Source organism: Micromonospora sp. L5 (assembly GCF_000177655.2).
GTDB classification, from domain to species: domain Bacteria; phylum Actinomycetota; class Actinomycetes; order Mycobacteriales; family Micromonosporaceae; genus Micromonospora; species Micromonospora aurantiaca.
On sequence record NC_014815.1, the window covers coordinates 5,943,252 to 5,964,930 of the forward strand.

General features: G+C 74.2%; 21 protein-coding genes. 10 read left to right on the top strand and 11 right to left on the bottom strand.

Annotation, left to right across the window (positions count from 1 at the left end; all coding sequences use genetic code 11):
* Positions 1-142 precede the first annotated feature (142 nt).
* On the bottom strand, positions 143-1,231 hold the full coding sequence (locus ML5_RS27460) for a zinc-binding alcohol dehydrogenase (protein WP_013286036.1): 1,089 nt from the start codon (positions 1,229-1,231) through the stop codon (positions 143-145).
* Complete coding sequence (locus tag ML5_RS27465) at positions 1,224-2,246, bottom strand: Gfo/Idh/MocA family protein (protein ID WP_013477000.1); 1,023 nt, start codon at positions 2,244-2,246, stop codon at positions 1,224-1,226. Before ML5_RS27465 ends, ML5_RS27460 begins: the two co-directional genes overlap by 8 nt.
* Before the next feature lie 248 nt (positions 2,247-2,494).
* On the opposite strand from ML5_RS27465, the gene ML5_RS27470 reads away from it, so the two are divergent.
* The 5 genes from ML5_RS27470 (at position 2,495) to ctaD (ending at position 7,784) form a co-directional block, all read left to right on the top strand.
* On the top strand, positions 2,495-3,478 hold the full coding sequence (locus tag ML5_RS27470) for a glucosyl-3-phosphoglycerate synthase (protein WP_225319619.1): 984 nt from the start codon (positions 2,495-2,497) through the stop codon (positions 3,476-3,478).
* Positions 3,479-3,506: 28 nt separating this feature from the next.
* Complete coding sequence (locus ML5_RS27475; RefSeq protein ID WP_013477001.1) at positions 3,507-4,658, top strand: glycosyltransferase; 1,152 nt, start codon at positions 3,507-3,509, stop codon at positions 4,656-4,658.
* Complete coding sequence (locus tag ML5_RS33145; protein ID WP_255348689.1) at positions 4,547-4,828, top strand: DUF4383 domain-containing protein; 282 nt, start codon at positions 4,547-4,549, stop codon at positions 4,826-4,828. The genes ML5_RS27475 and ML5_RS33145 overlap by 112 nt, the downstream gene beginning before the upstream one ends.
* A 133-nt stretch (positions 4,829-4,961) precedes the next feature.
* Positions 4,962-5,693 (top strand): ATP-binding protein, encoded by a 732-nt coding sequence (locus tag ML5_RS27480; RefSeq protein ID WP_013286031.1) that lies wholly within the window; start codon positions 4,962-4,964, stop codon positions 5,691-5,693.
* 87 nt (positions 5,694-5,780) lie between these two features.
* Positions 5,781-7,784: a cytochrome c oxidase subunit I gene (ctaD, locus tag ML5_RS27485; RefSeq protein WP_013477002.1), complete on the top strand. Its 2,004-nt coding sequence runs from the start codon at positions 5,781-5,783 to the stop codon at positions 7,782-7,784.
* Between the two features lie 100 nt (positions 7,785-7,884).
* Here ctaD and ML5_RS27490 read toward each other — a convergent pair whose 3' ends face one another.
* Positions 7,885-9,018, bottom strand: a complete 1,134-nt coding sequence (locus ML5_RS27490) for a SigB/SigF/SigG family RNA polymerase sigma factor (protein ID WP_013477003.1) — start codon at positions 9,016-9,018, stop codon at positions 7,885-7,887.
* A gap of 244 nt (positions 9,019-9,262) precedes the next feature.
* Positions 9,263-10,678: a hypothetical protein gene (locus ML5_RS27495; RefSeq protein ID WP_013477004.1), complete on the bottom strand. Its 1,416-nt coding sequence runs from the start codon at positions 10,676-10,678 to the stop codon at positions 9,263-9,265.
* A 188-nt stretch (positions 10,679-10,866) separates the two neighbouring features.
* On the opposite strand from ML5_RS27495, the gene ML5_RS27500 reads away from it, so the two are divergent.
* Positions 10,867-11,091, top strand: a complete 225-nt coding sequence (locus ML5_RS27500; RefSeq protein ID WP_013286027.1) for a CDGSH iron-sulfur domain-containing protein — start codon at positions 10,867-10,869, stop codon at positions 11,089-11,091.
* Positions 11,092-11,188: 97 nt separating this feature from the next.
* Here ML5_RS27500 and ML5_RS27505 read toward each other — a convergent pair whose 3' ends face one another.
* The 3 genes from ML5_RS27505 to ML5_RS27515 are packed head-to-tail and all read right to left on the bottom strand — an operon-like array spanning position 11,189 to position 15,152.
* Entirely contained in the window at positions 11,189-12,235 is a 1,047-nt protein-coding gene (locus tag ML5_RS27505) for an iron-containing redox enzyme family protein (protein ID WP_013477005.1), read from the bottom strand.
* A 51-nt stretch (positions 12,236-12,286) separates the two neighbouring features.
* The gene (locus tag ML5_RS27510) at positions 12,287-14,035 is read right to left on the bottom strand and encodes a thiamine pyrophosphate-requiring protein (RefSeq protein WP_013477006.1); all 1,749 of its coding nucleotides are present in this window, start codon (positions 14,033-14,035) and stop codon (positions 12,287-12,289) included.
* Positions 14,028-15,152, bottom strand: coding sequence for a Vms1/Ankzf1 family peptidyl-tRNA hydrolase (locus tag ML5_RS27515; protein WP_013477007.1), 1,125 nt, complete (start codon positions 15,150-15,152; stop codon positions 14,028-14,030). The genes ML5_RS27510 and ML5_RS27515 overlap by 8 nt, the downstream gene beginning before the upstream one ends.
* Before the next feature lie 151 nt (positions 15,153-15,303).
* Here ML5_RS27515 and ML5_RS27520 point away from each other — a divergent pair, with 151 nt between their 5' ends.
* The gene (locus ML5_RS27520; RefSeq protein ID WP_013477008.1) at positions 15,304-15,843 is read left to right on the top strand and encodes a hypothetical protein; all 540 of its coding nucleotides are present in this window, start codon (positions 15,304-15,306) and stop codon (positions 15,841-15,843) included.
* Between the two features lie 36 nt (positions 15,844-15,879).
* Positions 15,880-16,770: an alpha/beta fold hydrolase gene (locus ML5_RS27525; RefSeq protein ID WP_013477009.1), complete on the top strand. Its 891-nt coding sequence runs from the start codon at positions 15,880-15,882 to the stop codon at positions 16,768-16,770.
* Here the strand turns inward: ML5_RS27525 and ML5_RS27530 are convergent.
* Positions 16,751-17,122 (bottom strand): DUF3817 domain-containing protein, encoded by a 372-nt coding sequence (locus tag ML5_RS27530; RefSeq protein ID WP_013477010.1) that lies wholly within the window; start codon positions 17,120-17,122, stop codon positions 16,751-16,753. The two genes, ML5_RS27525 and ML5_RS27530, sit on opposite strands and share 20 nt — an antisense overlap.
* Positions 17,123-17,278: 156 nt before the next feature.
* Here ML5_RS27530 and ML5_RS27535 point away from each other — a divergent pair, with 156 nt between their 5' ends.
* Positions 17,279-18,757: a glutamate--cysteine ligase gene (locus tag ML5_RS27535; RefSeq protein ID WP_013477011.1), complete on the top strand. Its 1,479-nt coding sequence runs from the start codon at positions 17,279-17,281 to the stop codon at positions 18,755-18,757.
* A 24-nt stretch (positions 18,758-18,781) separates the two neighbouring features.
* Here the strand turns inward: ML5_RS27535 and bla are convergent, their stop codons facing one another.
* The 3 genes from bla to ML5_RS27550 all read right to left on the bottom strand — a co-directional run bounded on the left by bla (position 18,782) and on the right by ML5_RS27550 (position 20,818).
* Complete coding sequence (gene bla / locus ML5_RS27540; protein WP_013477012.1) at positions 18,782-19,720, bottom strand: class A beta-lactamase; 939 nt, start codon at positions 19,718-19,720, stop codon at positions 18,782-18,784.
* Positions 19,721-19,873: 153 nt separating this feature from the next.
* Positions 19,874-20,482 (bottom strand): DUF6518 family protein, encoded by a 609-nt coding sequence (locus tag ML5_RS27545; RefSeq protein ID WP_225319618.1) that lies wholly within the window; start codon positions 20,480-20,482, stop codon positions 19,874-19,876.
* 45 nt (positions 20,483-20,527) lie between these two features.
* Positions 20,528-20,818, bottom strand: a complete 291-nt coding sequence (locus tag ML5_RS27550; RefSeq protein WP_013477014.1) for a helix-turn-helix domain-containing protein — start codon at positions 20,816-20,818, stop codon at positions 20,528-20,530.
* A 66-nt stretch (positions 20,819-20,884) separates the two neighbouring features.
* On the opposite strand from ML5_RS27550, the gene map reads away from it, so the two are divergent.
* Positions 20,885-21,658 carry a type I methionyl aminopeptidase gene (gene map, locus ML5_RS27555; protein WP_013477015.1) on the top strand — a complete coding sequence of 258 codons (774 nt, stop codon included), beginning with the start codon at positions 20,885-20,887 and terminating at the stop codon, positions 21,656-21,658.
* Positions 21,659-21,679 lie beyond the last annotated feature (21 nt).

Sequence of the window (21,679 nt, forward strand, 5' to 3'; positions counted from 1 at the left end):
GTGACCCCCGCCCGCCGCGCGCCGGGTTCCGCCCTTCGCGTCCGCTTCGGTCGATCATGAGGTTGGCGGCGTCCGGCGCCCGTTTTGTCGCCGCCAACCTCATGATCGACGCCCTGGAAAGGGGTGGGGGTGGGGGTGGGGGTCAGGGGGTGAGGACCACCTGGAGCTCTGTGCGGCGGCGGTCGGCCAGGTCGGTCAGCAGGGCGGGAGCCTCGTCCAGCGGGACCACTGCGGAGATCAGGTGCTTACGGATCACGTCCCCGTACTGGCGCAGCAGCTCCACCGTCTCCGCCGACAGCCGCTCCCGGTCCCAGGTGGGGGCCAGCCCGCGCGGCACCCGGCCGATCTGCGCGCAGCGCAGCGACAGCCCGTTGTGATGGAACTCCTCACCGAGCCGGACCGCGTCCGCGCCGCCCTGGTAGAACGCCAGGTCGACCACGGTGCCCTGCGGGCGCAGCAGGCGCAGCGCGAGCTGCAACGCCCAGTCCTGGCCCCGGCACTGGAAGACCACGTCGGCGCCCCGGTCCCCGGCGGCGTGGTTCCACCGCGTCTTGAGCACCACCGCCGGGTCGTCCGCGTCCGGGTCAAGCGTGTCCAGGCCGAGCGCCTCGGCGACCTGCCGCCGGGCCGGCGTCGGGTCGACCACGACCACCGAGGCGGCGCCGTGCCTGCGGGCGAACAGGGCGGTCAGCAGCGCCACCACGCCGCCACCCACCACGGCCACCCGGCGGCCGCGTACGCCGTCGCCGAGCGTGCGCACGTCGGCGCCGCACAGGTCGGCCGCGGCGTGCAGCAGCCCGTTGGCGCAGATCGGGCCCATGTGCGCGACGTACACGCCGAGCAGCGGATCAAGGTCGTCGGGCAGCGGCACGAACCGCTCGGTGAGCGGGTCGGCGACCCAGCCGCTGCGGTGGCCGTACGTCATGGCGCCGACCTCGCCCACCGCGACGGCCGGGGTCCGGCTCTCCACCACGCGCCCGACCTGCATGTAGCCGAGCCGGGTGACCGGGTACGGCGTGCTCGCCCCGCCGGGCCGAAACAGCCCGAGCGCGGCGTCCCAGGTGACGTGCAGGTAGGGGTTGGTGCCCTTGACGAAGCTCAGTTCGGTGCCGGCCGAGACGCCGCTGTAGAGCGTCTCCACCCGGAACGTGCCCTCGCGCAGCTCCGGCGCGTCCAGTTCGGCCAGCTCGACCCGGCCGGGACCGCCGACCACCACCACCCGGTCACGCATCGACGCTCACCCCCGCGTCCGCGACCGGCGCGGAGAGTCGGGACGCCGGCCCGGTCGGCAACGCCACCGGCCGTCCGGTACGCGCCGACTCGGCCACCGCCAGCGCGAGCCGGTGGGTGCGCAGCGCTTCCGCGTACGGCACCCGGACGTCGTCGCCGAGGCCGCAGACGGCGTCGACGAAGGCCCGGTCGACTGCGACCCGCGCGCCGTCCGGGTCGGCGGGAACGTGCCGCTCGCCGTCGGCGTCACGCACGGTCAGGCCGTCCTCGGCCAGCCACAGCGCCAGCCCGTCGGCGAGGATCTCCACGCCGGCCCGGTGCTTCCAGCCGAGCACGCAGGACGCGGCGAGCGTGCCGACCGCGCCGGAGCCGAACCGCAGCGTGGCGGCGGTCACCGAGTCGATGTCGGCGCCGTCGACCGGCGGCGGGCTGCCGTCGCCGTACGCGGTCACCTCGACCGCCTCACCGGCCAGCAGCCGGACCAGGTCCAGCACGTGCGCGGCCTGCTCGACCACCGGGCCGCCGGAGCGGTCCCGCCGCGCCCACCAGGCCACCGGCGGCACCTTGTCCAGCCAGGCGCCGTTGACCATCCGCACCGGACGGCCGGCGAGCAGCCGCCGCGCCTCCTCCACGACGTGCAGGTAACGCCAGTGGTGCCCGACGCCGGTGAGCAGCCCCTGCTGCTGCACCAGCGCGGCGACCCGCTCGGCGGTCTCCAGGTCCAGCGCCACCGGCTTCTCCACGAACATCGGCACCCCGGCGGCGACCACCGCCTCCTCGACCGGGCCGTGCGCGAACGGCGGCACGCAGACGTACACCGCGTCCGGCCCGGCCGCGAGCAGCTCGTCCACGTCGCGGAACACCCGGCCGCCGTACGTGCCGGCGAGCGCCCCCGCCGCGTCCGGCGCGACGTCCGTCACACCGAGCAGCTCCACGTCCTCGAAGCCCGTGAGCACCCGGGCGTGGCGTTGTGCCACCCCACCGGCTCCGACTAGTCCCACCCGGCAGGTACGCATCCGACCAACCCTCTCGCCACGACTGGAAGACTGCGGTCACCACTCCCCCCGGCGGCCGCCCGCGAAACGCCGCCGGGGGGCGCAACGCAACGTTCATCCGCCCGGAACCGCCCGGTACGCACCTGGTGATCAGGTTGTTAGGCAAGATCCGGTTAGCGCGGATGCGGGATTGGGAAAACCATGATTCGCGATTCCACCACTAATGGGGGGTGCCCGTGCGGGAATCAGATTCGACCGTCTCACCTGTGGTGGAGGCGTGGGCCACGTACCGCACCAGCACCGCCGACGACTGGCCGGCGCGGCGACTGGTACGCGCCAAGGGCGCGAGCCGGGTCAGCGTGGTGCTGCCGGCCCGCAACGAGGAGGCGACGGTCGGCGCGATCGTGTCGACCGTCCGGGAACACCTGATGGACCGTGTGCCGCTCGTCGACGAGCTGATCGTGGTGGACTCCCGGTCCACCGACCGGACCGCGCAGGTGGCGCGCGCCGCCGGCGCCGAGGTGGTCAGCCAGGACGCGATGACGCGCGGGCTGCCCCGCCTGACCGGCAAGGGCGACGCGCTCTGGGCCGGGCTGGCCGCGGCCGAGGGGGACGTGGTCGCGTTCGTCGACGCCGACCTGCGCGAGTTCCGGCCGCATTTCGTGACCGGGCTGCTCGGGCCGCTGCTGACGGATCCGGGCGTGGAGTTCGTGAAGGGCTTCTACCACCGGCCGCTGGTCGGTGCGACGAGTGTGGAGCCCGACGGCGGCGGGCGGGTGACGGAGCTGATGGCCCGGCCGCTGCTGAACCTGTTCTGGCCGGAGCTGGCCGGTTTCGTGCAACCGCTCGCGGGCGAGTACGCCGGCCGCCGCGAGGTGCTGGAGCGGGTGCCGTTCGTCACCGGGTACGGCGTCGAGACGGCCATGCTGATCGACCTGCTGGAGATGGTCGGGCTGGACGCGCTGGCCCAGGTCGACCTGGGTGAGCGCAAGCACCGGCACCAGGACACCGCCGCGCTGGGCCGGATGTCCGCGCAGATCATGCTGACCGCCTGGTCGCGGCTGCAACGACGCGGGTGGGCGGCGCCGGGGGTGGCGCCGACCGCGCTGCTGACCCAGTTCCGCCGGGGCGGCTCGGAGACGCTGCCCAACCTGGACCGCGAGATCGTGGTCAACGACGTGTCGGTGCAGGAACGCCCGCCGCTGGCGCAGATGCGGCACCGCCTTCCCCGCCGCCGGGTGGCGGCCGCGTGAGTGGGGAAACCCTGAGAGAGGACAGCGCATGACGCTCACCGTGCTGATGAACGCCGGGCCGTGGCTGTCCGTGCCTCCGCCGGGCTACGGCGGCATCGAGAACGTGATCGCCACGCTGGTGCCGGAGCTGCGCCGCCTGGGCGTACGGGTGGTGCTCGCCTCGGTGGAGAGCAGCACGCTGCCGGTCGACGAGCGGATCGCGGTCTTCCCGGACGGCCAGTTCCACGCGTTGCAGCGGCCGTACAACCAGGTCTGCGGCGTCTCCCAGGCGCACCTGTCCGAGGTGGTGCGGGCGCTGCACGCCCGCGACGACATCGACCTGGTGCACGACCACGTGGAGGCGGTCGGCCTGGCCACGCTCGCCGCGATGGGCCCGGACGCCCCGCCGGTGCTGCACACGCTGCACTGGGACCTGGCCAAGCACCCGGAGCTGTACGGCAACCTCGACGGCGGCGACCGGGTACGGGTCAACGGCGTTTCCGCATCGCAGCTGGCGCGCGCTCCGGAGGCGCTGCGCGCGCACTCGGTGGGGCACGTGCACCTGTCCACCCCGCTCGCGGTCGACGCGGACCGGCACGCGCCGGTGGCCAAGGGCGACCACGTGGTGATCCTCGGCCGGATCAACCCGGGCAAGGGGCAGGATTTGGGCGCCCGGCTGGCGCAGGAGACCGGCTTCCGGCTGGTTCTGGCCGGGCCGGTCGGCCCGTACCACCGGCCGGAGGATCTGGCCGCGGCCGGCGACGAGGCCCGGCAGAACCCGGACGTGCGTTTCTTCTACGACCAGGTGGCGCCGTACGTCGACGGCGACCGGGTGCGCTGGGTCGGCACTGTCGCCGGGCGGGAGCGCGACGACCTGGTCGCCTCGGCGCGGGCGTCGCTGTTCCCGCTGCGCTGGGAGGAGCCGGGCGGTACGGCTGTGGTCGAGTCGCTGTCGCTCGGCACGCCGGTGGTGGCCACCGCCCGGGGCTGCCTGCCGGAGCTGATCGAGCACGGCCGCACCGGCCTGCTCACCGACGACGAGCGTGAGCTGGGTGACCTGGTGCTCGCCGCCGGGCTGGAGCCGGCCGAGTGCCGGCGGGAGGCGGCCCGGCGGTTCACCCCGGCCCGGATGGCACAGCAGTACGTCGAGCTGTACGACCGGGTCCGGGCGGGCGTGACGAAGCCGCTGCAGCCGGCCTGAGCCGCACCGGCCCGGCTGCCCCGCGCGGCCGGGCCGGCCTGGCGATCGACGGACGTGACGCGGCGAACGTGCTCGCGGTCAACCGCGCGGACTCGTGGCTGCACCTGCTGCTGGGCGCCGCCATGCTGGCCCTGGGCCTGGTCGCGACGCGGCGCGGGGACCGCCGCTGACCTGCGCCTCGGGAGCCCGGATGCCCGGTTTCGCCGGTCCGGGGCGCGGGTACGTCCGTAGTCCTCCGGCGACGGGAGGCGGCGAGCGTCCCGGCCGGGCGACCCTCCCCGACGAGATGGAAACGAGGCGGCGATGGTGACCCGGATCAGGTGCGAGGTCCGCGACGAGTCGCCGGTCACTGTCGTACGGCTGGCCGGAGCGCTCGACCTGGGCACGATGCGCGCGGTGCACGAGGTGCTCGACAACTGCCTCGCCGCGCAGCCGGACGCTCTTGTGGTCGACCTGGAGGAGATCGAGGTCGGCGAGCCGCTCGCCCTGTCCGTCTTCGCCGCCGCCGCGCGGCGCGCCGCCGACTGGCCGGCGGTGCCGATGGTGCTCGCCGCTCCCTGCGCCGAGACGGCGGCCTGGCTGAACGAGACCACCGCCTGCCGGGTGGTGCCGGTGCGCCGGGACTGCGCCGAGGCGACCGCGCTGGCCGGCGCGGAGGCGGCGCCCCGGCTGCGGGCCCGGCTGGAGCCGGTCGCCGGCGCCTGCCGGCGGGCCCGGGAGCTGGTCACGGAGGCGTGCGGCAGGTGGAACGTGCCGGAGCTGGCCGGCCCGGCGTCGCTGGTGCTCACCGAGCTGGTCGGCAACGTGGTGCGGCACGCCGGCACCCCGATGCACGTGACGCTGACGCTGCGCCGGCCGTACCTGCGGGTCGCGGTGATGGACGGCAGCCCGGCCGACGCCCGCGCCGCGAGCAGCCGCGATCCGCGCGCCGAGGGCGGCCGCGGGCTGATGCTGGTCCGCGAGCTGACCCAGCGCTGGGGCAGCACTCCGGTCGGCGCCGGCAAGGTCGTCTGGGCCATGCTCCCGGCTAATTGACCGAATTCTCCGCTCTCGCCTGGTTACATGGGCAGAGGGCCGGGTACGCCCGCCCGTCCTGTCTGTCGTCACACGGGGTGAGATGCCATGCCCAAGCGGGTAGTCACGGAACCGGCACGAGACCGAGGGCCCGCGATCCTCGCGCCGGCCCGGTTCGGGGGCTACCCCGGGCCCGTACGGGAGGCGGTGAAGGGCAACGCGCTGTGGCGGTTGCTGCGGACCACCGACGCCAAGCAGATCGGCCTGCTCTACCTGGTCACGTCGTTCGGGTACTTCATCGTCGGCGGGGTCCTCGCGTTGATCATCCGGGCGGAGCTGGCCCGGCCGGGGATGCAGATCGTCTCCCCCGAGCAGTACAACCAGATGTTCACCATGCACGGCACGATCATGCTGCTGCTGTTCGCCACACCGATGTTCTTCGGGTTCGCGAACTATCTGGTGCCGCTGCAGATCGGCGCCGCCGACGTGGCGTTCCCCCGGCTCAACGCGTTCGCGTACTGGCTCTACTTCCTCGGCGCGCTGATGGTCATGGGCGGATTCGCCACCCCGGCCGGCGCGGCGGACTTCGGCTGGACCGCGTACACGCCGCTGAGCACCGCGCAGCACTCCCCCGGCGTCGGCGGAAACCTGTGGGTGGTCGGCCTGGCCGTGTCCGGCCTGGGCACAATCCTCGGCGCGGTCAACCTGATCACCACGATCGTGACGCTGCGCGCGCCCGGCATGACGATGTTCCGGATGCCGATCTTCACCTGGAACGCGCTGCTCACCAGCGTCCTGGTGATTTTCGTGTTCCCGCTGCTCGCCGCCGCGCTGATGGCGCTCGCCTCGGACCGGATCCTGCACTCGCACGTGTACGACCCCACGACCGGCGGGCCGATGCTCTGGCAACACCTGTTCTGGTTCTTCGGCCACCCCGAGGTGTACATCATCGCGCTGCCGTTCTTCGGCATCATCACCGAGATCATCCCGGTGTTCTCCCGCAAGCCCATCTTCGGCTACACCGGCCTGGTGCTGGCCACCATCGCCATCACGGTGCTGTCGATGACGGTCTGGGCGCACCACATGTTCGCCACCGGGCAGGTGCTGCTGCCGTTCTTCAGCATCCTGAGCTACCTGATCGCGGTGCCCACCGGCGTGAAGTTCTTCAACTGGATCGGCACCATGTGGAAGGGACAGCTCACGTTCGAGACGCCGATGCTGTTCGCCATCGGCTTCCTGGTGACGTTCCTGCTCGGCGGCCTGACCGGGGTGCTGCTGGCCAGCCCGCCGGTGGACTTCCACGTGCACGACACGTACTTCGTGGTGGCGCACTTCCACTACGTGCTCTTCGGGACCATCGTATTCGCCGCGTTCGGCGGGCTCTACTTCTGGTTCCCGAAGATGACCGGGCGGCTGCTGGACGAGCGGCTGGGCAAGATGCACTTCTGGACCATGTTCATCGGCTTCCACGCCACGTTCCTGGTGCAGCACTGGCTGGGCAACGAGGGCATGCCGCGCCGGTACGCCGACTACCTGCCCGGCGACGGCTTCACCACGTTGAACACGATCTCCAGCATCGGATCGTTCGTGCTCGGCGCGTCCACCCTGTTCGTGATCTGGAACATCTGGAAGTCGTGGCGGTACGGCGCGATGGTCACAGTGGACGACCCGTGGGGCTTCGGCAACTCGCTGGAGTGGGCCACCACCTGCCCGCCGCCGCTGCGCAACTTCGACCGGATGCCCCGTATCCGCTCCGAGCGGCCGGCGTTCGACCTCAAGTACGGCCCGCTCGTCTCCGACCTGGGCCGGGACCTGCCGCAGCGCACCACGAAGCCGCCGCAGTCGTTCCGCGAGGAGATGCACCACGAGCGGCACGTGCCGGAGTCGCCGTCGGCCGGCGGCGCGTACGGCGCGCCCGAGGCGGTGGACTACCAGCCCGCGCCGCAGTCCGGCGCGCGGCCGGTGGAGGTGCCGGCGCCGGAGGAGGTGCGCCGGCCCAGCTTCGAGGAGACCGACGAGCCGGAGGGCAGCGCGCTCAACGCCGAACGCGACGAGCAGCCGAACGACAGGTGGCGGCACCCGCGCGGGCACGGGGACACCCCGGAGAACTGAGACACCGGACGAGGGCCGGCGCCGCCCGGGCGCCGGCCCTCTCGTCGTACGCCGCGCGCCGGCTCCCCGTGGTGGGGAGCCGGCGCGGTACGTGCGCAGGTCAGTCGGCGGCCGGCAGTCCGGCCGCGGTGAGCGAGCGGCGCACCGCCGGCTGCACCCGGGTCAGCCGCAGCGGCACCCCGGTACGCGCGGCGGCCTCCCGGCCGGCCATCAGCGCGGCGATCCCGCCGGCGTCGAAGCCACCGGCGCCGACCAGGTCGACCACCACCTCACGGGGTTGCCCGGTGACCGCCTGGAGCATCGCCCGGCGCAACTGGTCCGCGCCGGCCCGGTCCACCTCGCCGCCGACCTCGACGACCACCCGGTCGCCGTTCTGCTTCACTGAGATCCGCGCCTTGCCCGGCTCGGCCTCGGCCGCGCCGTTCTGCCAGGGCGGCGGCGCGTCGGCGAGCATCGCCTGACGCAGCCAGGTCAGCGCCCGCGACAGCAGCCGGGACACGTGCATCTGCGAGATGCCGAACCGGGCGGCGATCTCCGCCTGGGTCTGGTTGCCGTAGAAGCGCATCGCCAGGATGCGACGTTCCCGCCACGGCAGCCGGTGCAGCAGGCCGCTGACCGTGACCCGGTCGTCGACGGACTCCAGCGCGTGGTCGGACTCGCCGACCAGGTCACCGAACTCGGCCGAACTCTCCCCGCCCACCGGCGCGTTGAGCGAGGCCGGGCTGTAGCCGGCGGCCGACTCCAGCGCGGCGAGGATCTCCTCCTCCGGCGTCTCCAGCCGGGCGGACAACTCGGCCACCGTCGGAGCGCGGGACAACTCGCTGGTCAGCGTCGCAGTGGCCTGTCCCACCTCGAGGATCAGGTCCCGCAGCCGGCGCGGCACGTGCACGCCCCAGGTGCGGTCGCGGAAGTGCCGTTTGATCTCGCCGACGATGGTGATGGCCGCGTACGCGGTGAACGAACCGCGTTCCGGGTCGTACCTGTCGACGGCGTTGACCAGGCCGAGACGGGCCACCTGCTCCAGGTCCTCCAGCGGCTCACCGCGCCCGCGGTAGCGGCGGGCGAGCCGGCCGGCGAACGGCAGCGCGAACCGGACCAGGTCGTCCCGCGCCTCCTGCCGCCGCTCCGGTGGCAGGCCCTCGATGCGGGCCGCGTACGCGAGCGCCGCCGCGTCCAGGTCCTCCAGACCCCGGTCGGTGGTCGGTGGTGTGGGTGTGGTGGTCTGTCCGAACATCCGCGCCCCCTCGCCGAAGAGCCCCCGCCCGGTCGGAACCGGTCGTGCGCGTGGTCGGACCACGCACCGGGTGAGGAAGTTGGGTTACGTGACGGATACGTCGAAAGCGGTGGCTGCCCGCCGCACGGCGTCGTGGGCCGTTTCGCGGCGAGCGGTCTTCCCGCTCCGTAGGTACTCAATCACGGACCGCAGGATCGCGAGGAAGTTTCGCCAGGTTGGCCGGCCAGCCGTTCCCGGCGGTCGGTCAGCAGACCAGCAGGCCCTGGTGCGCGCCCGCGTCACGTAGCGCGGTGAGGGCCTCGGCCATCCGCAGCGGCGGCGGCGCGGGCAGGTCGCAGGGCTGGTTGCGCAACACCTCCGTGGCACGTCGGGTGGGTACCGAGGCGACCGGGTAGCCGCGCGCGGCACCCCGGTCCAGGGCCCGCCTGCGGCGCCCGAAGCCGGCCACCGCCAGCCACTGGGGCAGTCCCGCGTACGCGGGCGAGCGCAGGCCCGGCGGCTCCGGCAGCACGTCCACCGAACTGAACGGCTCGCTGCCGGCCAGCCACCACTCGACGCCGGCGACCCGGCGCGCGGTGGCGTTCTCGCACCAGTAGGGCACCAGGCCGGCCCGCAGCACCTGCGCCGGGTCGAGCAGCCGGCCGCACTCCACCACCAGCCGGTTCCCGGTCTTGCCGGCCCGCCGCAGCCAGCGCCGGTACAGGTCGGCGGTCACCGCACTCAGCGCGTCCGGCTGCGGCACGACCACCCGGTGCAGCGGATGCCCGTGCCGGTCGCTCCAGCAGCGGGCGTCGTGCTCGAAACCGGACTCCACGCCGTGTTCGGCGAACGCGCCCGCCACCGTGACCTCCGGCGCCTCCCAGCGCGTCTTCTCCCCGCCGACCGCGCGCAGCACCTGGCCCAGCGCGCGGGCGTCCGGGTGGAAGTCGACCGGGTCCAGGCCGCCCGCCGGGGAGCCGGCCTGGAAGCTGTGCCCGTCGCCGCAGTCGCGCACCGGCCAGGTCCGGGCGTCGTGCAGCAGCAGCACCGGCGCGGCCGGTTCCAGCCGGTCGGCCAGGAAGCGCGCGTACGCCTTCGGCAGCGTGCGCCAGCGCACCGCGAACGTCACCGCCGCGCCGGCCGCCGCACCCCGGCTGGCCGGGCAGTGCACCTGGCGTACGTGCACACGCGGGTTGGCGTCGAGCAGCCGGGCGGCCAGCGTGGCCCCGTGCGCGAACGCGGCGTCCGGGCGGTCCACCGCTCCCCGGGTCCACTGCCCGGCGACCTCGAACCCGGCCGGGAGCCAGGGCACCCCGAGCGCCGTCGCGAGGTGGGCGGCGGCGCCGTGCGGGGAGCCGAGCACCACGCCGGGCCAGCGCCGGTCCGGGTACTGCCCGGCGAACCACCCGGCCACCCGCTCGGCGTCCACGGCGGCGATCTGGCCGGCGGTGAGCGCCGACCGCCCGGCGGCCCGGACGGCGGCGGCGCGGCGTACCGGCTCGGGCGCGCCGCCGAGGCGGGACAGTCCTCCCGGGTGACCGAGGTCGCCGCAGTCGTCGCCGCGCAGCGCCCGGGCGGTCGCGGCGACCAGGACCCGGGCGGCGCTGCCGGCCGCCACCACCCGATCCACGGGCAGCCCCGCGCCGCTGACCGGCGTCCGTTCGACTCGTTCGCTCACCACGCGGCCCGGCTTCCCGTCCCTCTGGGGTCTAAACGGGGCATCTCCCCACGGGTGAGGACCAAGGCCCGCCCGGTAACCGCACCGCCCGCGACACCCAGGTACGCCGTCGCGCCGCGTGCCCGCCGTCGCGGGCGCAACAGCGCTCGGGTGCGGGTTTGGGCCGGACCGGGACGGGCACTGCACCGCGCATGCCCGACGACGAGAGCACCCCGGCGGCGACCATCACCCCGTACCGGGACGGACCACTGCTGGTACGCGGCGACTTCGCGCTGGTCACGCCCGACGGCACGCCGATCGAGACGCGCCGGGGCACGGTGGCGCTGTGCCGATGCGGCAAGAGCGCGATCAAGCCGTTCTGCGACGGCACGCACAAGGTGAGCGGTTTCCGGGCCGGCAGCGACCGCGAGTCCTGACCCCCACCTCGTCGATCTTGCACTTCGGTGCCCGGCAAACCTCCCGAACCGGGCACGCAGGGGGCCCGAACTGCAAGATCGCGAGCGAAAAGTGGGGTCAGGCTGCGGCGAGGGCGTGCTGGGGTGGGCGCAGGGACGACTCGCCCGTCGACCAGGCGGTGAGCAGGTGTGCGGCGAAGAGGGCGTCCAGTGCCAGCGCGGCGGCGGCCCCGAACAGCACGTCGGACGCGAGCGCCGGCTCGGCCCGGACCAGCCCGCCGCACATGTCGTACGCGGCGATCTGCTCGTGTACGGCGTCGGCCTCGACGTGCTCGTCGTAGAAGCGCGTGGCGACCTCGTCGAAGCCGAGCCGGCGCAGTCCGTTGCCGTAGCGGCGATTCGGCAGCGACGAGGTCATCTCGTACGCGGCCAGGTGCCCGAGCAGCGCCCCGCGCAGCCGCCGGTGCAGGCCGAACAGCGACATCAGGTTGTTCGTCGCCAGTGTCACCGCCGGCACCCGGTCCAGATGGGCGGCGTAGCCGGTGTCCAGGCCGAGCCGGTCCATCGTGGTGCGGAACAGCTCGGCGTGCATCCGGTCCAGCCGGCCGTTGCCGTACTCGTCGGTCTGGATCTCCACGAGCGCGGCCTTCGCCGGCCCACCGAGCCGGGGCAGCGCCCAGCTGTGCGGGTCGGCCTCGCGCAGGTGGTAGATCGAGCGGTGGACGACGAACTCGCGGAACCGGTCGAGGTCGGCGCGGCGTTGCAGCGTGGCGGCCAGCGGCGGGCCGTCGGCGGCGGCCACCAGGTCGGCCAGCGCGCCCGGCACGGCGGCCGGCAGCACCGCCGGCGGCGGGCCGGCCAGCTCGCGCAGCGCCGCCTCGAACGGCCGCTCGGCGCGGGCGCGCAGCGCCAGCAGCGACGGCTCCCACTCCCACGCCTCGTCGACGCCGGACCAGCCCCGGTAGTGCAGCTCGTAGCAGAGGAACAGGGTGAGCTGGAGGTCCTCGTCGGTCAGCGGCGCGGCGGCCGCGTCCAGGTGCGTGCCCAGCCCGGCCGGCAGCTCGCCCGGCGCCGCGCGCAGCGCGGTCAGCAGCGCGGCGGAGACGGGCCCGCGCGCCGCGGGCAGCGGAGCGGGGCCGTAACGACTGTCGGCGGCGACGGACATGTGACCTCCCGGGACGGTTGCGCCCGGTCGCAGTGCCCCGCCCGGATGCCGCTAAACGACTTCGTCCGCCGCGATGGCCTCGGTCTGGATCACCCGCTCCCGCACCCGGCGGGCGGCGTCCCCGTCGGCCACCAGGCCGCGCAGGTCGGCCAGCGCCGGTTCGGGCGCGTCCAGCGGCACGGCCGGGTCCACCACCGCCTCCAGGACGGCAGGCCGGTCGGCCGCCAGCACCTCGTCCCAGGCGGGTCCGACCAGGTCCGGCCGGTCCACCCGGACGCCGTGCAGCCCGAGCAGGCGGGCCCACCCGGCGTACGGCACCTCGGGCCCCCGCTCCCCGGGTGACCGGCCGCCGCCGACGCCGGACCGGTCCCTGTTGTTCAGCACCAGCACAATCAGCCGGGGATCGCGCCACCGCGTCCAGTGGTGCGCCACAGTGATCAGCTCGGCCAGGCCGTTGAGCTGCATCGCGCCGTCGCCGAGCAGCGCGAACACCGGCTCGTCCGGGCGGGCCAGCTTGGCGGCGACCGCGTACGGCAGTGCGCAGCCCATCGAGCCGAGCGTGCCGCACAGCCGCGCCTGCACACCCGGCGGCAGCTCCAGGTGCCGGGCGTACCAGTAGACGACCGAGCCGACGTCGACGGCGACGCCGGCGTGCCGGGGCAGCCGGGTGGACAGCTCACGGAGCACGAGCCGCGGGTCGACCGGATCGGCGGGTGTGGCGGCGCGCTCGGCGGCGGCCACGCGCCACCGGTCCACCATCTTCTCCACCATGCCGCGCCACTCGCGGTGGGGATTCTCCGGCACCCGGGTCAGCAGCGCCCGCAGCGTCTCGGCGGCGTCGCCGACCAGCGGCACGTCCACCGGGTAGCGGGTGCCGATGCGCCGGCCGTCGATGTCGATCTGGATGGTGCGTACCTGGCCCGGCATCGGGAACCAGTCGGTCCACGGATCGTTGGTGCCGATCATCAACAGCGTGTCGCAGGAGCCCATGAGCTGCGCGGCGGCGGTGGTGCCGACCTCGCCGAGCACGCCGGTGTGGAACGGCAGCCGCTCGTCGAGCACCGGCTTGCCCAGCAGCGACGTGGCCACGCCCGCGCCGAGCCGGTCGGCGAGTGCGACGATCTCCTCGGCCGCGCCGTGCGCGCCCTGGCCGACGAGCACCGCCACCCGCCGCCCGTTGCCGAGCAGCGAGGCGGCGGCGTCCAGGTCGGCGTCGTGCGGCAGCACCCGGGCCAGCGGCTCGCCGGGCGTCGCGGTGACCACCCCGGCGGTCTGCGGCAGCAGGTCCGGTACGGCGGTGACCTGCAACGCGCGCGGCAGCACCACGCAGGTCGGGCTGCGGGTCGCCGCGGCGGTACGGAACGCCTGGTCCAGCAGTGCCGGCACCTGCTCGGGCCGGCGGCCGTAGCGGACGAACTGGTTGCACACGTCGCCGAACAGCCGGCTCAGCCCGATCTCCTCGTGCGCGCCACCGAGCGGGCCGGTGACGTCCTCGCCGATGATCGCGACCACCGGCTTGCTGTCGAGCTTGGCGTCGTAGAGCCCGTTGAGCAGGTGCACCGCGCTCGGGCCCTGGGTCGCCAGGCACACCCCGACGCCGCCGGTGAACTTCGCATGCCCGGTGGCCATGTACGAGGCGGTCTCCTCGTGCCGGGCGGGGACGAACGCCGGGTCCCCGCCCGCGTCGTCGAGCGCGCCCACGAGCGGGGCGATCGCCGCGCCCGGACAGCCGAACACCCGCGGCACCCGCCAGGCCCGCAGGCGTTCGACCACCAGGTCGGCGACGATGCGCTCAGCCATTACCCCGCCCCGGCGTGCTCGCGTCGACGTAGCGCAGCACCGCGCCGACCCCGTCGGTCAGCTCCGGCGCCTCCTCGGGCGCGAGCACCGTCAGGTCCGCGTCGGTGCCGATCAGCGCGCGCAGCAGCGCCGCGTCGGCGCGTACCCGCTGGGGGTCGGCCACCGACATGCCGGCCAGCTGCCCCGGGTCGGTGGCGATCTCGGTCGGCTCGGGGCCCACCCACAGCTCGCCGTCGGCCGACGGGTCGTCCACGATGAGCATCGTGTCGACCTGGTTGCGTTGCAGCGCGGAGACCACAGCGTCGAGTCCGGAGCCGACGTCCTCCTGGACGCCGAAGCGGTCCAGCGCGGCGGCGATCCGCCGGTCGGCGACCTCGGCGACGGTCTGCACCATGATGTCGTCCATCAGCGTGTCGTCGGCGCCCACGTCGCGGGCGCCCGCGTCGGTGCGGACCAGCACGTCCTGCCAGCGCTCGGGGAGCTGGGCGGCGATCATGCCGGTGGCCCGGACGTCCCCGGCCACCAGAACGACGTCCGCGCCGACGCGCTCGGCCAGGTCGGCGGTGGCCGCGGCGGCGTCACCGGCGTTCTGGTGCCACGCCTCCATGGCGGCGCGCTGGTAGCGGGACTGCGACCAGCCGCCCGGCTGCACCCGGCGCAGCTGGCGGCTCTGCCCGCCCTTCACCTGGGCGCGCCGGGGCACGCCACCGGCGCTGACCGCCATCGCGTCCGCGCCGGTACGGTCGGCCAGCACCCGTACCCAGGCCACCTGCTCGCCGCGCTGGGCGACCAGCGGCATGGTGTGCGGCAGCGCCGACCAGCTCGCCAGGTCACGCAGCGGCGGCGCGGACAGGTACTCGGTGAGCACCACGCGGCCCCGGGTGGCGAACACGGCGATGCCGTAGTCGCCGGGCATCGGCTGGTGCCGGCGGACGACCTCCTCCACCGCCTCGACGGTGACCGGGTCGGCGCCCTGCCCCAGCAGGTCGCCCTTGAGGGCCCGCCAGCGCAGGTCGACCTGCGGTCGCGCGTCCTGGGTGTCGCGGGAGGCGTCCATATACACCGAGCACCAGGGCCCGGGACGGTTGTAGAGCGGGCGCAGGAAGGACAGCTGCATGCTCGACCCCTTTCCGGCTCGGCCGCACGCATACCCGCACCCCGGCGGATGTCACCTGCCGGCGGCCGGGGCGTGACCACCGTTCATTCACGTCGTTCAACCCGAAGGGCCGATACCATCTGTGCACGGAACGGGACTCTCGGTGGTGAACATGGACACGGAGCTGTACAGCCGACGCGTCGTCCACCCGACGGAACGCGTCGTCACCGGGCGTCTCGTCCGGTTGATGGAGGGCTACGCCCGGGAGGTCCGGGTCGGGCAGCCCGCGCTTGTCGCGGTGCTGACCGCCGCGGGCGTGGTGGGGCTGCTGCTGAAGGTGGTGCGCGCGTTGCTCAGCAGCGGCGGCGGCGGGGCCCGGCGCAGCTTCAAGGAGCTGAAGAAGGGGCCGGAGTTCCTGGTCACCCCGGTCCGGGTACGCGACGCCGCCGGCCGGCTGGTGGAGATCGAGCTGCACGGCCACCTGCCGCAGAGCGCGCTGCACCCCGGCGACCACGTCCAGCTCACGCTGCGGGCGCAACGTGACGAGGACCTGCCGCCACGGATCGAGCGGATCGTCAACCTGACCACCGGGCAACTGCTGACCCCGCGTACCGCGACGCTCTGGTCCCACCTGGGTCCGGCGCTGCTGCTCCAGGCCATGCTGGGCGCCGTGCTGCTGTTCGGCGTGGCCGCCTGCTCGGCCCTGACCTAGGTTTCCCCGTCACCGGAGGCGGGCACCGCTGCGGCCATGTTCGCCGGATTCACGCTCACCGAGATCGACGTCGGCGAGGTCCGCCTGCGCGTACGCCACGGCGGCTCCGGGCCACCCGTGGTGCTGCTGCACGGGCACCCGCGTACCCATGCGACCTGGCACCGGGTGGCGCCGCGGCTGGCCGCGCGGCACACGGTGATCTGCCCGGACCTGCGCGGCTACGGCGGCTCGTCGAAGCCGCCGAGCGACCCGGAGCACACCGTCTACTCGAAGCGGGCGATGGCCGCCGACGTGGTCGGGCTGCTCGACGCGCTCGGCCACCGCCGGGCCGCAGTGATCGGTCACGACCGCGGCGCGTACGTGGCCATGCGGACCGCCCTGGACCATCCGGACCGGGTGAGCCGCCTCGGCGTGCTGGACGGGGTGCCGATCGGTGAGGCGCTGGCCCGCTGCGACGCCCGGTTCGCCGCCCGCTGGTGGCACTGGTTCTTCCTCGGTCAGCTCGCCAAGCCGGCCGAGCGGGTGATCAACGCCGATCCGGACGCCTGGTACGGCGGATCACCGGAGGAGATGGGCGAGCAGGCGTACGCCGACTACCGGCGCGCCATCCACGACCCGGCGACGGTGCACGCCATGTGCGAGGACTACCGGGCCGGGCTCGGGCCGGACCGGACGGCGGACGACGCCGACCGGGCCGCCGGGCGGCGGATCGGCTGCCCGGTGCTGTTCGCCTGGTCCGAGCGCGACGACATGGTCGACCTCTACGGCGACCCGGCCGCGATCTGGCGGGACTGGGCCGACGACGTGCGGACCGCGTCGATCCCGTCCGGGCACCACATGGCCGAGGAGGCGCCGCGGGAGCTGACCGACGTGCTGGCCGGGTTCCTCGCCGAGGACGTCGCCGCGGTCAGCGACCCGCGGGGGTGAGCGGCCGCTGCGCGACAGCCGGCGCTTCGAGCAGGCCCCGGCGGCTCGCCCAGCGCTCGAACAGCACGGTGGCGAACGGGGGCACCGCGCTGGCCAGGGCCAGCCCGGTCTGCACGAGCGTCCAGCGGCGCCGCCGGGCCACCACGAGCGCCAGCAGGCCGTAGACCACGAACAGCGCGCCGTGGATCGGGCCGAAGATCTTCACGCCGATCTCGTCGCCGGGCGGGCCGTACTTGACCGCCATGCCGGCCAGCAGCGCCGCCCACGAGCAGGCCTCGGCGAACGCCGCCACCACGAACGCCCGGATCCACCCGTCGCGCATCAGCCACTCCCCTTCACCGTCGGCGGCCATGCTAGCCGCCCGGGCCGGGCCGCCCGGACGGAACCCGCTGCCCCGCGACGGGGATCACCGGGGCCGCCACGGGGTACAGAAAAGGGCCTCCGGGCCTTTCCTGACCCGCCACTCCGTGCGAGGTTGGGGAGAACCAACGGTGACAGGGTGGTGACCATGGGCGAGGACGTCGGCGTGCGTACCTTCAGCCGGGAGGACCGGGCCCGCTATCGCGAGAAGGTCCGGCGGTGCCTGGACGTGTTCGCCGAGATGCTGCGCGAGTCCCGGTTCGACGTGGAGCGGCCGATGACCGGCCTGGAGATCGAGCTGAACCTGGTCGACGACGGCTTCGACCCGGCCATGCGCAACGCCGACGTGCTGGAGGCGATCGCCGACCCGGCGTTCCAGACCGAACTGGGCCAGTTCAACGTCGAGATCAACGTCGAGCCGCGGCGGCTCGCCGGCACCGGCACCGCGGCGTTCGAGGAGCACGTCCGCGCCAGCCTGAACGCCGCCGAGTCCAAGGCCCGCACGGTCGGCGCGCACATGGTGATGATCGGGATCCTGCCGACGCTGCGCCCGGAGCACCTGACCGCCGAGACGCTGTCGGCCAATCCCCGGTACGCGCTGCTCAACGAGCAGATCTTCGCCGCCCGGGGCGAGGACCTGCCGATCGCGATCAGCGGGGTGGAGCGGCTGGCCACCACCGCCGACACCATCACGCCGGAGGCGGCGTGCACCAGCACCCAGTTCCACCTCCAGGTCAGCCCGGCGCAGTTCGCCGACTACTGGAACGCGGCCCAGGCGGTCGCCGGCATCCAGGTGGCGCTCGGCGCGAACTCCCCGCTGTTCTTCGGCCGGGAGCTGTGGCGCGAGACCCGGGTGCCGCTGTTCCAGCAGGCCACCGACACCCGGGCAGAGGAGATCAAGGCCCAGGGCGTACGCCCGCGGGTGTGGTTCGGCGAACGCTGGATCACGTCGGTGTTCGACCTGTTCGAGGAGAACGTCCGCTACTTCCCGGCGCTGCTGCCGGTCTGCGACCCGGAGGACCCGGCGGCCACGCTGCACAGCGGCGGCGTGCCGAAGCTGGCCGAGCTGCGGTTGCACAACGGCACCATCTACCGGTGGAACCGGCCGGTCTACGACGTGCTCAAGGGCCGGCCGCACCTGCGGGTGGAGAACCGGGTGCTACCGGCCGGGCCGACGGTGGTGGACACCGTCGCCAACGGCGCGTTCTACTTCGGCCTGGTACGGGCGCTCGCCGAGTCCGACCGCCCGTTGTGGTCGCAGATGTCGTTCAGCGCGGCCGAGGAGAACTTCAACGCCTGCGCCCGGCACGGCATCGACGCCCAGGTGTACTGGCCCGGGCTGGGCTACCTGCCGGTGACCGAGCTGGTGCTGCGCCGGTTGCTGCCGATGGCCCACCACGGGCTGGACCGGTGGGGCCTGGACCCGGCGGAGCGGGACCGGCTGCTCGGCATCGTCGAGCAGCGCTGCCTGACCGGCCGCAACGGCGCGACGTGGCAGGTGGAGACGCTGCACCGGCTGGAGTCGGCCGACCACATGGACCGGCCGGCGGCGCTGCGCGAGGTGGTCCGCCACTACGTCGACCTGATGCACAGCAACCGGCCCGTGCACGAGTGGCCGATCCCCTGAGCCGGGCCGGCGCGGTGCCCCGCGTCAGCGCAGCGCCGTCACCGTCACCCGCGCGGCCTGGGCCACCAGCGCGTCGTCGGGCTCCGCGTCGCGGCTGTCCCAGCTGGACATGACTGCGAGCACGATCGGCGCCCGGTCCGGCGGCCACACCACGGCGATGTCGTTGCGGGTGCCGTACCCGCCGGTGCCGGACTTGTCCGCCACCTGCCAGCCGGCCGGCACGCCGGCCCGGACCAGTCCGCTCCCGGTGGTGCTGGCCCGCATCCAGCCCAGCAGCAGGTCGCGGTCCGCGGGCGGCAGGGTCTCACCCAGCGTGTACGCCCGCAGCGAGCCGGCCAGCGCGCGGGGCGTGCTGGTGTCGCGCTCGTCGCCGGGTGTGGCCGCGTTGAGTTCCGGCTCGGTACGGGCGGGCCGGGTCACCTGGTCGCCGACGTCCCGCAGCGCCCGCTCGAAACCGGCCGGGCCGCCGAGCGCGTCGAACAGCAGGTTGCCCGCGGTGTTGTCGCTGTACCGCACCGCCGCCTCGGCGGCGTCCCGCAGCGTCATCCCGGTCTCCACGTGCCGCTCGGTCACCGGGGAGTGCGCCACCAGGTCCGCGCGCCGGTAGCGGACCACCCGGTCCCGGTCGGCGTCCGACGTGGCGGCCAGCATCGCGCCCGCCGCGAGCGCCTTGCACGTGGAGGCGTACGCGAACCGCTCGTCGGCCCGGTGCGCGAGGGTGCGGCCGGTGCCGGTGTCGAGGGCGAAGACGCCGATCCGGGCGCCGGAGCGCCGCTCCAGGGCCGCCAGTTCCGGCGGCGCGGGCACCGGCGAGGCGTTCGGTGTGGCGCTCGGCGTGGCCGGGGCGGTGGATGCGGCCGGGGCGCTGGTCGCCGGTGCGGCTCCGGGCCGGTCCGTGGTGCAGCCGGCCACCAGAGCCGTCGCCGTGAGCATCGCCGCCGCGAGCACCTGCCGTCGGATCATCCGTTTCCTCCCCCGTCGTCCGGACCACGCCGTTCCCGGGCCATTGTCGCCGATCCCGGTCGCCGGTGGTCCGCAGCCTCTCGGCCGGCGCGGTGGCCCTGCCGCCCGCCCGCGCCGGCCAGGACCGGTTGGTTCGCCGGCCGACGCGGCGGGTCAGCCCGCGACGGCGGCGAACGTGACGGCGCCGAGCGCGGCCACCGGCAGCGCCACCGCGGCGGCCAGCAGCCGCACCCGGGCGGACCGGCCGATCAGCACCACGAGCAGCGCGGCGAGCGCGAGGTCGATCGCCACGTTCCACCACGCTCCGGGATAACCGGACCGTGACTTCAGCGCGAACCGCAGCGCCTCCTCGACGAACACGGCCACCGGCAGCGCGACCCCGACGACGCGCCGCCATCCGTCGGTCCGCGCCCAGATGCCGCCGACGCCGAACACCACGCCCGCCACCACGCCGAACGCCATCCAGACGATCGAGGTGGGCGACCAGATCACGGCGAGGTCGTCGCCCTGGAGCAGCGTCGCCGCCAGGTAGTAGCTGGGCACCGCGACGATCAGCAGGACGCTGGCCGCCACGGCGGCGCGCACCGCGCCCGACCGGATCCACCAGCCCAGCGCGAACGCGGCGACCGCCCAGGTGGCTGTGGAGTTGCCGAGTTCGGCGAACGGGAACGGCACCCACTTGATCCAGACGAAGTCCAGGAAGCCGAGCAGGAAACCGGCGACGGGGACGACAAGCGCGACGGCGCGACGTGAGGGTGGCATGCGGGGGAGCATACTCAGTATGCTCACCGGGTCGCCAGGGTGGCCCTACGAAGCCAGGCGCCGCTCGGACGGCGCGAGACGCACCGCGGCGTCGGAGCGGTTGATCTCGGCCCACACCTCGTCGAGGGAGAGGCCGAGGACGTCGGCGATGGCGGCGATGGTGGGGAACGCCGGCGTGGCGACCCGGCCGGACTCGATCTTCCGGAGCGTCTCCGGGGAGACACCGGCGTCGAGCGCGGTGAGCAGCATCGAACGCTCGCCCCGGGCGCGGCGCAGAAGCGCACCGAGGCGCTGCCCGCGCTCGACCTCGGCGGGGGTGAGGGGCAACCTGACCATGCCAGGATTCTAATACCGGGATAACATGACCGGGATACTTATTGGTCGCGTGAGGAAGGCGCCTGCATGATCGAGATCCTGAGCCCCACCGACGTACGGCGGGCGCGGGACACCGGCGCCCTGGTCGCCCACATCCTGCGGACGCTGCGCAGCCGCACCACCGTGGGCACGAACCTGCTCGACATCGACAGGCAGGCGCAGCGCATGATCGCCGAGGCCGGGGCGCAGTCCTGCTATGTCGACTACGAGCCGTCGTTCGGGCGCGGGCCGTTCGGCCACTACATCTGCACCTCGGTCAACGACGCGGTGCTGCACGGGCTGCCGCACGACTACACGCTGGCCGACGGCGACCTGCTCAGCCTCGACCTGGCCGTCTCGCTGGGCGGGGTGGTGGCCGACTCCGCGATCAGCTTCGTCGTCGGTGACGCCCGGCCCGCGGAGAGCGTCGCGCTCATCGACGCCACCGAACGGGCGTTGCAGGCCGGGATCGCCGCGGCCCGCCCCGGCGCCCGCGTCGGCGACCTCTCGTACGCCATCGGCTCGGTCCTCACCGAAGCCGGATACACGGTCAACACCGAGTTCGGCGGCCACGGCGTCGGGTCGACGATGCACCAGGACCCGCACGTGTCGAACACCGGGCGCCCCGGGCGCGGCTACACGCTGCGTCCCGGACTGCTCCTGGCGCTGGAGCCGTGGGTGATGGCGGACACCGCCACGCTGGTCACCGACGCCGACGGGTGGACGCTGCGCAGCGCGACCGGCTGCCGCACCGCGCACAGCGAACACACCATCGCCATCACCGACGACGGCGCGGAGATCCTGACGCTGCCGAAGCAGTGACCTTCGCTGCGGCAGGCGTCG